This is a genomic window from Thauera sp. 2A1 (assembly GCF_009469595.2).
Taxonomy (GTDB): Bacteria; Pseudomonadota; Gammaproteobacteria; order Burkholderiales; family Rhodocyclaceae; genus Thauera.
Genome location: NZ_SSXV01000012.1, coordinates 1 through 11,325, shown reverse-complemented (window position 1 = coordinate 11,325; position 11,325 = coordinate 1). Strand labels below are relative to the sequence as shown.

Here is an 11,325-nt window from a genome sequence, read left to right as displayed (position 1 = left end):
ACATCCAGCAGTTGCGGCGGAGACGCTCACGCATTCCGCCCCCTCATCCCCGACCCAACGGAGACAACGACCATGACCAACACGACGACTGCGCCCGCCGGCGAACTGCCGCCCCTGCCGACTGCCGGGCACGAAACTGCGATCCTCGGCGGCGGATGCTTCTGGTGCCTCGAAGCGGTCTTCCAGCGCACGGATGGCGTGCTGTCGGTGCAGTCGGGCTACAGCGGCGGTCTCGTCGAGGCACCCAGCTACCGCCAGGTGTGCACCGGCACCACCGGCCACGCCGAAGTGGTGAAGGTGGATTTCGATCCGTCGCGCATCGGCTACCGCGAGATCCTCGAGATCTTCTTCTCCATCCACGATCCGACGACGCAGGACCGCCAGGGCAACGACGTCGGCCCGCAATACCGTTCGGTGATCTTCGTCACCGACAACACCCAGCTCGAGACCGCGCTGGCGCTGATCGAGGAGCTCGACCAGGCCGGCCTGTGGCCGGCGCCCATCGTCACCGAAGTCAAGCATGCCGACCTGTTCTGGCCGGCGGAGGAAGAGCACCGCGACTACTTCGCCAACCACCCCGAGCAGTCCTACTGCCGCTACGTCGTCGCGCCCAAGGTGGCCAAGTTCCGGCAGAAGTTCGCGGCGCGCTGGCGGGCGGATTGAACGCGGCGGCGGGTAGAATTCCCATCCTTTCACTCCAACAAGGGAGATACGCATGACCCAGACCACCACCGCCAGCGGCCTCGTCATCGACGACCTCGAGACCGGCAGCGGCGACCTCGCCGAAAAGGGCAAGATGGTGTCGGTGCATTACACCGGCTGGCTGACCGACGGCACCAAGTTCGACTCCAGCAAGGACCGCAACGACCCGTTCAACTTCCCGCTCGGCGCCGGCCACGTGATCCGCGGCTGGGACGAGGGCGTGCAGGGCATGAAGGTCGGCGGCAAGCGCAAGCTGACCATCCCGCCGCAACTGGGTTACGGCGCCCGCGGCGCCGGCGGCGTGATCCCGCCGAACGCCACGCTGGTGTTCGAGGTCGAGCTGTTGAAGGTGCTCTGAACGCGCGATTGCGTTCATTCGGCCGCCGCCGCAGCGTGGCGGCCGCAAACAGGATGATGAACAGGTGGGGGCGGAGACATGAAACTCGACCCGGTGCAGCGGCGCATCCTCGCCCAGTTGCAGAAGGACTCGTCGATCAGCACGCAGGCGCTGGCCGACAAGGTCGGCCTGTCGGCGTCGCCATGCTGGCGGCGCGTGCGCGAGCTGGAAGAAGCCGGCCTGATCCGCGGCTACGTCGCCCTGCTCGACCGCCGCAAGATCGGCCTCGACACCTGCGTGTGGGTGCGCGTCAAGCTCCGCAAGCACAGCGCCGACGTGCTCGATCGCTTCGAGCAGGCGGTGAAGAACTGCGACGAGGTGGTGGAGTGTTACGAGCTGCTGGGCGAGACCGACTGCCTGCTCAAGCTCTACCTCCCCAGCCTCGAAGCACTGTCCACCTTCATGCACAACTTCCTGCTGAAGATTCCGGAAGTCGACATCACCAACTCCAGCGTGGCGTTGCGCGAGATCAAGAACGAAACGGCGCTGCCGCTGTAGCCGCGGCAGCGCGGTCTTTGCCCGTCTTTCCGCCCGTCGCCGGCGCGGCTCAGGCAGCGAGCAGCTCCTCGCCGAGGTAGGCGCTGCGCACCTTGGGGTCGCTCAGCAGCTCGCGGCCGGTGCCGCTCAGTGTGACGCGTCCGCCGTCCATCACGTAGGCGCGTTCGCTCACTTCCAGCGCCAGGTTGGCGTTCTGCTCGACCAGCAGCACCGCCATGCCTTCGCGGGTGATGGCGTGGATCACCTCGAAGATCTTCTCCACCACCAGCGGCGCCAGGCCCATCGACGGTTCGTCGAGCAGCAGCACCTGCGGCCGCGACAGCAGCGCGCGGCCGATCGCCACCATCTGCTGCTCGCCGCCCGACAGGGTGCCGGCGGTCTGGTGCAGGCGTTCCTTGACGCGCGGCAGCAGCGTGAACACCTTCTCCATGTCGGCGGCCACGCCGTCCGCATCGCGCCGGGTGTAGGCGCCGGTCATCAGGTTCTCCTGCACCGTCAGGCGGGTGAAGATCCCGCGGCCCTCCGGCACCAGCGCCAGGCCGCGGCGCAGCCGCAGGTGCGAGGGCAGGCGGCCGATCTCGTCGCCGCCGTACAGGATCTCGCCGCCGGCGTGCGGCACGACGCCGGCCAGGGTGTTGAGCGTCGTCGTCTTGCCGGCACCGTTGGCACCGATCAGCGACACCAGCTCGCCCTTGTGCAACTGCAGGTCGATGCCCTTGACCGCCTGGATGCCGCCGTACGCGACCTGCAGCTTGCGGACTTCGAGGATGGGGCGGGTGTTGTCAGTGGGCACGGTGGTCTCCCAGGTAGGCACGGATGACGCCGGGGTCGCGCTGGACCTCGGCCGGAGTGCCTTCGGCGATCTTCTTGCCGAAGTCGAGCACGGCGACGCGGTCGCACAGGCCCATGATGAGCTTCACGTCGTGCTCGATCAGCAGCACGGTCACGCCGTCGGCGCGGATCGTCTCGATCAGCGCGCGCAGGCCGGCGGTCTCGGTCGCGTTCATGCCGGCGGCAGGTTCGTCGAGCGCCAGCAGTTGCGGCTCGGTGGCCAGCGCACGGGCGATCTCCAGCCGGCGCTGGTCACCGTAGGACAGGTTGCGCGCCACCGTGTCGGCGTGGCGGCCGATGCCCACGTAATCGAGGATCTCGAGCGCGCGCTCGGTCACCAGCCTTTCCTCCTCGCGCGCCGCGCGGCTCTGCGCGAGGATGCCCCACACTCCGGCGGAGGTGCGGATGTGATGGCCGGCCATCACGTTCTCGAGCGCCGTCAGCTCGCGGAACAGGCGGATGTTCTGGAAGGTGCGGGCGATGCCGTGGGCGACGATGCGGTGCGGCTTGCCGGCCGGCAGTTCCGCGCCGTTCATGACGAACTCGCCGCCATCGATGGGATAGGCGCCGGTGAGCACGTTGAAGAAGGTCGTCTTGCCGGCGCCGTTGGGGCCGATGAGGCCATAGACCTCGCCGCGGTGGATCTTCAGCGACACGTCGGTGAGCGCCTGCAGCCCGCCGAAGCGTTTATTGACGGTGCGCGATTCGAGCAGGGTGATCATGCCTTCCTCCCTTCACGGTGGGCATAGCGGGTGCGCGCGGGCAGCAGGCCGGCCGGGCGCCACAACATCATCAGGATCATGGCCAGCGACAGCAGCAGCATGCGCAGGACCTCGGGGTCGAGCAGGGTCTTGCCGAACAGCGCGACCTGCAGCGGGACGGCGAAGTGGCGCAGCAGTTCGGGCAGGGCAGTGAGCACGATGGCGCCGAACACCACGCCGGCGAGGTTGCCCATGCCGCCGAGCACGATCATCGTCAGCACCACGATCGATTCCATCAGGCTGAAGCTCTCCGGGCTGACGAAGCCCTGGAAGGCGGCGAACAGTCCGCCCGACACGCCGCCGAAAGTGGCGCCGAGCGCGAAGGCGAGCAGTTTCATCATGCGCGTGTCGATGCCGATTGCCTTGGCCGCCAGCTCGTCCTCGCGGATCGCCGCCCAGGCGCGGCCGACGCGCGAGATCTGCAGCCGCCGCACCAGCACCAGGGCCAGCACCACCGCGCCGAGGAAGGCGTAGTAGTACAGCACCAGGGAAGGCACCTGCATGCCGAACAGGTCCAGGTTGCGCGACAGGTCGATGCCGGCGATGGTCAGCGGGTCGATCATGTCGATGCCCTGCGGGCCGTTGGTGATGTTGATCGGCTGGTTCAGGTTGTTCATGAAGATGCGGATGATCTCGCCGAAGCCGAGCGTCACGATCGCCAGGTAGTCGCCGCGCAGGCGCAGCGTCGGGAAGCCCAGCATGATGCCGGCCAGCGCGGCGAACGCCGCCCCCAGCGGCAGCACGATCCAGAACGGAAGGTGGATGCCGAAGTGCGGCGAGGCGAGGAAGGCCCAGGTGTAGGCGCCCACCGCGTAGAAGGCGATGTAGCCCAGGTCGAGCAGGCCGGCGAAGCCCACCACCAGGTTGAGGCCGATCGCCAACAGCACGTAGAGGAGCGCGAAGTCGAGCACGCGAACCCAGCTTGCGCCGAAGGCCAGCGCGACGAGCGGTGCCGCTGCTGCCAGCACGATGAGCAGCGGCTGCTGCAGGCGCAGGTCGAGCGAGAAGCCGGCCGGGCGCGGAAGCGTCGTGGAAGTCGAGGTCATGGATGCGTTTCCTGTGAGGTCGGCCGGAGTTCAGGCGCGATCGGCGACCCGCTCGCCGAGCAGGCCCGAGGGGCGGAAGATCAGCACGGCGCCGAGGATCATGAAGGCGAAGATGTCCTGGTAGCTGGAGTTGAGGAAGCCGAAGGACAGGTGCTCGATGTAGCCGGCGCCGAAGCTCTCGACCAGGCCGAGCACCAGGCCGCCGACCATCGCGCCGGGGAGGTTGCCGATGCCGCCGAGCACCGCCGCGGTGAAGGCCTTCAGGCCGGGGGTGAAGCCCATGCTGTAGTGCGCGATCGCGTAGTTGGAGGCGAACAGCACGCCGGCCAGCGCCGCCAGGCCCGAGCCGATGATGAAGGTCGCGGCGATCACGCCGTTGGCGTTGATGCCCATCAGGCCGGCAACGCGGTGGTTCTCGGCGGTGGCGCGCATCGCGCGGCCCAGCCGGCTCTTGTTCACCAGCAGCATCAGCCCGCCCATCAGCGTGAAGGCGACGACGATGGTGAAGATCTGCATCGGCGACACCACGACGCCGTCCACCGGCTGCATCGGCGCGGTGTCGATCAGTTGCGGGAAGACGTGGAACTCGCGCCCCCAGATGATCATCGCCAGCGTCTGCAGCAGGAAGGACACGCCGATCGCGGTGATCAGCGGCGCCAGGCGCGGCGCGTTGCGCAGCCGGCGGTAGCCGATGCGCTCGATCAGGTAGCCCAGCGCCATGCAGGCCGGCACGGCGACGACGACGCCGGCGAGCAGCAGCACCAGCGGCGGCAGCCCGGGCACGGCGGAAGACAGGAACAGGATGGTCTGCAGCGCCACCAGCGCGCCGACCATGACGATTTCGCCGTGGGCGAAGTTGATCAGGCCGAGGATGCCATAGACCATCGTGTAGCCGAGGGCGACGAGCGCATAGATGCTGCCCGCCACCAGGCCGTTGAGCGTTTGCTGAAGTAAGGTTTCCATCGTTTCACCCTGATGGACGGCGCACGCCGTCTTGGATCTGGACGCGTCGGCCCGCGGCGCCCGCCGTGGAGCGGGCGCCGGAGTCGCAATGCGGGGGAGGTGGGGCCGGCCCGCCGGGCCGGCCGGTCAGGGGATCACTGCAGGGTCTGCAGCGGGGCCCAGCGGCCGCCGCTGAAGTTGTAGACGGTGATGGCGCCGCCCTTGATGTCGCCGCTCTGGTCGAAGGCCAGCGGTCCGGTCACGCCCTGCGCGTTCAGCGCCTTCAGCGCAGGCTGGTACTTGGTCGGCTCGACCGAGTTGGCGACCTTCATCGCCTCGATCAGGGCCATCGTCGCGTCGTACGAGTACGGCGCATAAACGTGGATGTCGCTGCCGTAGCGCTGTTTGAACTGGGTACGGAAGGCCGTGCCACCCGGCATCTTGTCGAGCGGGATGCCGGCCTGGGTGCAATAGGTGGTGGCCGACAGTGCGTCACCGGCCATCTTGATCATCTCGCCGGTGCAGCCGCCGTCGCCGGTGAGGAACTTGGCGGTGAGGCCGAGCTGCTTCATCTGCCGCGTCAGCGGGCCGGACTGGGCGTCCATGCCGCCGTAGAACACCACGTCCGGATTGGCCGCGCGCACCTTGGTGAGGATGGCCATGAAGTCGGTCGCCTTGTCGTTGGTGAATTCGCGCCCGACGACCTGGCCGCCGGCGGCCTTCACCGCGTTGGCAAAGGCGTCGGCCAGGCCCTGGCCGTAGGCGGTGCGGTCGTCGATCACCGCGATCCTCGTCGCCTTCAACTGCTCGACGGCGTACTTGCCCAGCGCGTTGCCCTGCTGCAGGTCGTTGGCGATGACGCGGAAAGTCATCTTGTAGCCCTGCTGGGTCAGCTTCGGGCTGGTCGAGGACGGGGTGATCATCGGGATGCCCGCGTTCTCGTAGATGCGCGCGGCCGGCACCGAGGCGCCGGAAGTGACGTGGCCGACGACGCCCTTCACGCCGGCATCGGTCAGGCGCTGCGCGACCGTGGTGGCAGTGCGCGGGTCGGCCTGGTCGTCCTCGCTGACGAGCTCGAACTTCACCGAGTCGCCACCGATCTGCAGCTTCTTCGCGTTGGCGTCCTCGATCGCGAGGCGGGCGCCGTTCTCGCCGTCCTTGCCGAATGCGGCGGCCGGACCGCTGAGCGGGCCGGCATGGCCGATGCGCACGACGACTTCCTTGGCCTGGACGGTGCCGGCGGCGAGGCTGGCGGCCAGGCATGCGACGGCGGGGGCGATGAACAGTTTGTTCGCTTTCATTGTGTGTCTCCTCCTTGTGGGCGGCAGTGCGCGCTCGGGCTCGACAAGCATGGTGGAGACGGATGGACGCCGGCCGCACGCGCGGCAGACGGCGAATCCACGATGGTTTGTCTCCTGCTTGTATTTTTTCCTGCAGTCACTCGTGGGGGTGTCTGCGAGGTGAGGCATGGTACGGAGGAGCAAGCGGAATTGTTTTTCGTTGAAAGGCTCCGTTTATGGATGCAAAAGAAAATTTTTTCCTTCGCGCAGCGGAATCTCGCGAGATCGTTCCGAATGCGACTGGCGCGGCGCAACATCACGCCCCGCGAGAGCGCGGCGGACAGGTTCGCGCACTCGTCGTGGAACGGTCGTGGGCGTTGATGCGGCGATGAGGCGGCAAGCGCGAGAGGCGCTCGCGGGGGGAGGCTTCCGCAGATGGGGCGCAGGCGGCCGGATGGCCGTGCAGAGCTGCAGACGTGACGACGGGGACCGAAGTCCCCGCCGGCTTTTCTTTGGTAACAAGGCTCAAGCAGCCTCGGCATAGGCCTTAAGCGGCCAGTGCGAAACGCTCATCGTTGGCGTTTGTGGTTTTGCGCGGATTACGTCCGTCGCCTCTCGGGTTGCCTGCTCACCCTTGCCCGCCCTGTCGAGACCAGGTCAGCCCCGTCAGAAGAAAACGCGCTCTGAAGGACATTCCCTTTTGGTGGAGCTGGGGGGAATCGAACCCCCGTCCAGAACGTCTCCGGCTTGCCGGAATTACAACCATGTCTGCATTGTGGGGGCGTGCGCGTCTGGTTTCAAGCCCATGCACCTCCGACCGGTGGTGAATCTGTAACGCGATGCGACGAGGACAGGGCTGAAAGCGCCGGTCCAGCGGGGTTGATGTTGCACTGCATCCACGGCCTCGCTGCAGAACGTTTCCCCGCGAGCGGTTTGTGCGAAAGATTTTTTCCGCCGCCGACGAATTCGCGCCGCATCGAGGAAATTTTCCGCCGCGGCTTCTCCGTACGATGCCACCTCGCCGTTCGCTGACGAGGACGAGCGCCAAGACCAACCATACAGGAGACAACGTCGTCAGGCCGGACGCCCGCGCCAACAGCGCGCCGCGTCGGTGCCCGCGACGGTTCACGCCACCATGTCGAACACACAGCCCCCCGTCACTCTCGACGACAAGTACACCCTGCAATCCGGGCGCGCCTGGATGACCGGCATCCAGGCCCTGGTGCGCCTGCCGATGATGCAGAAGATGCGCGATGAAGCGGCCGGCCTGAACACCGCCGGCTTCGTCACCGGCTACCGCGGCTCGCCGCTGGGCAACGTCGACCAGGAGTTCTGGAAGGCGAAGAAATTTCTCGAGCCGAAGAACATCCGCTTCCAGCCCGGCCTCAACGAGGACCTGGCCGCGACTTCGGTGTGGGGCACGCAGCAGGTCAACCTCGACCCCAACGCGATGTACGACGGCGTGTTCTCGATCTGGTACGGCAAGGGCCCCGGCGTCGACCGTACCGGCGACGTGTTCCGCCACGCCAACGCCGCCGGCACCTCGAAGCACGGTGGCGTGCTGGTGATCGCCGGCGACGACCACGCGGCGAAATCATCGACGCTGCCGCATCAGACCGAGCATGTGTTCAAGGCGCTGATGATGCCGGTGCTCGCCCCGGCCGGCATCCAGGAATACCTCGAATACGGCCTGCACGGTTTCGCGCTGTCGCGCTACTCGGGTTGCTGGGTGGCGTTCAAGGCGCTCACCGACACCGTGGAGACGTCCTCGTCGGTGGATGTCGATCCGTTCAAGGTGGAGACGCTGATTCCCTCCACCGACGAATTCCCGCTGCCCGCCGACGGCCTCAACCTGCGCTGGCCCGATCCGCCGCTGGTGCAGGAAAAGCGCCTGCTGCACCACAAGCTGTACGCCGCGCTCGCCTACTGCCGCGTCAACAACCTGAACCGGACGGTGATCGACAGCCCGAACGCCAAGCTCGGCATCATCACCAGCGGCAAGAGCTACCTCGACGTGCGCCAGGCGCTGGAAGACCTCGGCATCGATGACAAGGTGGCCTCCGAGATCGGCCTGCGCCTGTACAAGGTGGGCATGGTGTGGCCGCTGGAAGCCGAGGGCGTGCGCCACTTCGCCGACGGCCTGGACGAGATCCTGGTCATCGAGGAGAAGCGCCAGTTCCTCGAGTACCAGTTGAAGGAAGAGCTGTACAACTGGAAGGACGAGGTCCGTCCGCGCGTGATCGGCAAGTTCGACGAGAAGGGCGAGTGGAGCCTGCCGCACTCCGACTGGCTGCTGCCGGCCGCCGGCGAGCTGACCCCGGCGATGATCGCGCGCGCCATCGCCGCCCGCATCGCCCGCTTCTACACCTCCGACCGCATCAAGGCGCGGCTGGTGTTCCTCGAGGCCAAGGAGGCGGCGCTGGCCAAGCCGCGGCTCTCCATCGCACGCGTGCCGCACTACTGCTCCGGTTGCCCGCACAACACCTCGACCAAGGTGCCGGAAGGCTCGCGTGCCATCGCCGGCATCGGCTGCCATTACATGGCCACCTGGCTGTCGCCGGAGCACACCCAGACCTTCTGCCAGATGGGTGGCGAAGGCGTGCCCTGGGTAGGCCAGGCGCCTTTCACCAAGACGCCGCACGTGTTCGCCAACCTGGGCGACGGCACCTACATGCACTCGGGCATCCTCGCCATCCGCGCCGCGGTGGCCGCCAAGGTGAACATCACCTACAAGATCCTGTACAACGACGCGGTGGCGATGACCGGCGGCCAGCCGCACGACGGCACGCTGTCGGTGCCCATCATCGCCCGTCAGTTGCTGGCCGAAGGCGTCGGCACGGTGGTGGTGGTCAATGACGGCACGCCGCGCGCCTACGGCCCGGCCGACCTGCCGCACGGCATCGCCATCCGCCATCGTGACGAGCTGGATGCGGTGCAGCGCGAGCTGCGCGAAGTGCCGGCGGTGACCGCCATCATCTACGACCAGACCTGCGCCGCCGAGAAGCGCCGCCGCCGCAAGCGCGGCAAGTTCCCCGATCCGCAGCAGCGCGTGGTCATCAACGACCTGGTGTGCGAAGGCTGCGGCGACTGCAGCGAGAAGTCGAACTGCATGTCGGTGGCGTCGGTGGAGACCGAGTTCGGCCGCAAGCGCATGATCGACCAGTCGTCGTGCAACAAGGACTTCTCCTGCGTGAAGGGCTTCTGCCCGAGCTTCGTCACCATCGAGGGTGGCAAGCTGAAGAAGGGCAAGGCGGTGGGCGCCGCCGCAGCCACGTTCGCCGAGCTGCCGCTGCCGCAACTGCCGGCGACCTCGGCACCCTGGGGCATCCTGATCACCGGCGTCGGCGGCACCGGCGTGGTGACCATCGCCGCGCTGCTGGGCATGGCCGCGCATGTGGAAGGCAAGGGCATCTCGGTGCTCGACATGGCCGGCCTGGCGCAGAAGGGGGGCGCGGTGTGGTCGCATGTGCGCATCGCCGACCGGCCGGAGCAGCTCCACGCTGCTCGCGTCGCCGCCGGCGAGGCCAATGCGGTGATCGGCTGCGACCTGGTGGTGGCGGCCGGCGACGAGTCGCTCGCCAAGATGCGCGCCGGCCACACCCGGGTGGTGATCAACCGCGACCAGACGATGACCAGCGATTTCGTGCGCGGCTTTGCCGCCCAGGCCCGCAGCGGCAATGTTGCGGCCAATCCCGACCCGCAGTTCCCGGCCGGCTCGATGGAAGCGCAGATCGTCGATGCGGTCGGTGCCGACCGTGCCGAGTTCATCGACGCCACCCGGCTCGCCACCGCGCTGCTGGGCGACTCGATCGCCACCAACCTGTTCATGCTCGGCTACGCCTGGCAGAAGGGGCTGGTGCCGCTCGCCGGTGAATCCATCCTGCGTGCCATCGAGATCAACGGCGCCGCGGTCGAAGCCAACAAGGCCGCCTTCCTGTGGGGCCGCCGTGCCGCGGTGGACCTGAAGGCGGTGAGCGAAGCCGCGAAGCCGCAGCATGGCACGCCGGCGCATCACAAGCTGTCGCAGAGCCTCGACGAGCTCATCGCGCGGCGCAAGGCGCACCTGACCGACTACCAGGACGCCGCCTACGCCGAGCGTTACGTCAAACTCGTCGAGCGCGTGCGCGCCGCCGAGACGCGCGTGGCGCCGGGCATCACGCTGCTCACCGAGGCGGTGGCGCGCGGCTACCACAAGCTGCTCGCCTACAAGGACGAGTACGAAGTGGCGCGCCTCTACACCGACAGCGACTTCCTGAAGCGGGTCGAGGAGCAGTTCGAGGGCGACTACAAGCTCGTCTTCCACCTCGCGCCGCCGACGCTCGCCGACAAGGATCCGCAGACCGGCGAGCTGAAGAAGAAGACCTACGGCCCGTGGATGCTGAAGGCGATGCGCGTGCTGGCGAGGTTCCGCCACCTGCGCGGCAGCCTGCTCGATCCCTTCGCCCGCAGCCACGACCGCAAGCTCGACCGCGAGCTGATCGCCGGCTACGAGAAGCTGATCGAGGAGATCCTCGCCGGGCTCGAACTCGCCAACCACGAGACGGCGGTGGAGCTCGCTTCCATCCCCGAGCAGATCCGCGGCTTCGGCCACGTCCGCGAGCGTTACCTGGCCAACGCCCGCAAGCGCGAGGCGGCGCTGCTCGAACGCTTCCGCAGCAAGGCCTACGTAGCCGACGCCGCGCCGGCGCGGCTGCGCAAGGTCATCCCGGTGTTCGCCGGCTGAGTCTCTCGATTGTCGTGTAGGAGATGTAATGGACGCCTCCCTCCCGCCTCAGGTATGGGTCCGCAGTGCTCTTCAATGAGAAGAGCCCTCCTGTTACCTGACGGCATCGATGTGCCAAAGTGGAAGTGTCGAAACGACCACAAAC

At 67.5% G+C, this 11,325-nt stretch carries 9 protein-coding genes and 1 other RNA gene; 4 read left to right on the top strand and 6 right to left on the bottom strand.

The window, feature by feature from the left end:
- The first annotated feature begins 72 nt into the window (after positions 1 to 72).
- The 3 genes from msrA (at position 73) to GH664_RS12295 (ending at position 1,597) form a co-directional block, all read left to right on the top strand.
- Positions 73 to 663 carry a peptide-methionine (S)-S-oxide reductase MsrA gene (gene msrA / locus GH664_RS12305; RefSeq protein WP_153168373.1) on the top strand — a complete coding sequence of 197 codons (591 nt, stop codon included), beginning with the start codon at positions 73 to 75 and terminating at the stop codon, positions 661 to 663.
- 52 nt (positions 664 to 715) lie between these two features.
- Complete coding sequence (locus GH664_RS12300) at positions 716 to 1,060, top strand: FKBP-type peptidyl-prolyl cis-trans isomerase (protein WP_153168372.1); 345 nt, start codon at positions 716 to 718, stop codon at positions 1,058 to 1,060.
- 78 nt (positions 1,061 to 1,138) lie between these two features.
- The gene (locus GH664_RS12295; RefSeq protein WP_153168371.1) at positions 1,139 to 1,597 is read left to right on the top strand and encodes an Lrp/AsnC family transcriptional regulator; all 459 of its coding nucleotides are present in this window, start codon (positions 1,139 to 1,141) and stop codon (positions 1,595 to 1,597) included.
- Positions 1,598 to 1,646: 49 nt separating this feature from the next.
- Here GH664_RS12295 and GH664_RS12290 read toward each other — a convergent pair whose 3' ends face one another.
- From GH664_RS12290 to ssrA, 6 genes are all read right to left on the bottom strand, one after another.
- Positions 1,647 to 2,390, bottom strand: coding sequence for an ABC transporter ATP-binding protein (locus GH664_RS12290; protein WP_153168370.1), 744 nt, complete (start codon positions 2,388 to 2,390; stop codon positions 1,647 to 1,649).
- The gene (locus GH664_RS12285) at positions 2,380 to 3,150 is read right to left on the bottom strand and encodes an ABC transporter ATP-binding protein (protein ID WP_153168369.1); all 771 of its coding nucleotides are present in this window, start codon (positions 3,148 to 3,150) and stop codon (positions 2,380 to 2,382) included. The genes GH664_RS12290 and GH664_RS12285 overlap by 11 nt, the downstream gene beginning before the upstream one ends.
- Positions 3,147 to 4,235: an ABC transporter ATP-binding protein gene (locus GH664_RS12280; protein ID WP_153168368.1), complete on the bottom strand. Its 1,089-nt coding sequence runs from the start codon at positions 4,233 to 4,235 to the stop codon at positions 3,147 to 3,149. The genes GH664_RS12285 and GH664_RS12280 overlap by 4 nt, the downstream gene beginning before the upstream one ends.
- Before the next feature lie 30 nt (positions 4,236 to 4,265).
- Positions 4,266 to 5,198 carry a branched-chain amino acid ABC transporter permease gene (locus tag GH664_RS12275; protein ID WP_153168367.1) on the bottom strand — a complete coding sequence of 311 codons (933 nt, stop codon included), beginning with the start codon at positions 5,196 to 5,198 and terminating at the stop codon, positions 4,266 to 4,268.
- A gap of 134 nt (positions 5,199 to 5,332) precedes the next feature.
- Positions 5,333 to 6,478: a branched-chain amino acid ABC transporter substrate-binding protein gene (locus GH664_RS12270; RefSeq protein WP_153168366.1), complete on the bottom strand. Its 1,146-nt coding sequence runs from the start codon at positions 6,476 to 6,478 to the stop codon at positions 5,333 to 5,335.
- A gap of 456 nt (positions 6,479 to 6,934) precedes the next feature.
- Positions 6,935 to 7,272: a transfer-messenger RNA gene (ssrA, locus tag GH664_RS12265) on the bottom strand.
- Between the two features lie 320 nt (positions 7,273 to 7,592).
- On the opposite strand from ssrA, the gene GH664_RS12260 reads away from it, so the two are divergent.
- Complete coding sequence (locus tag GH664_RS12260) at positions 7,593 to 11,180, top strand: indolepyruvate ferredoxin oxidoreductase family protein (protein WP_153168365.1); 3,588 nt, start codon at positions 7,593 to 7,595, stop codon at positions 11,178 to 11,180.
- Positions 11,181 to 11,325 lie beyond the last annotated feature (145 nt).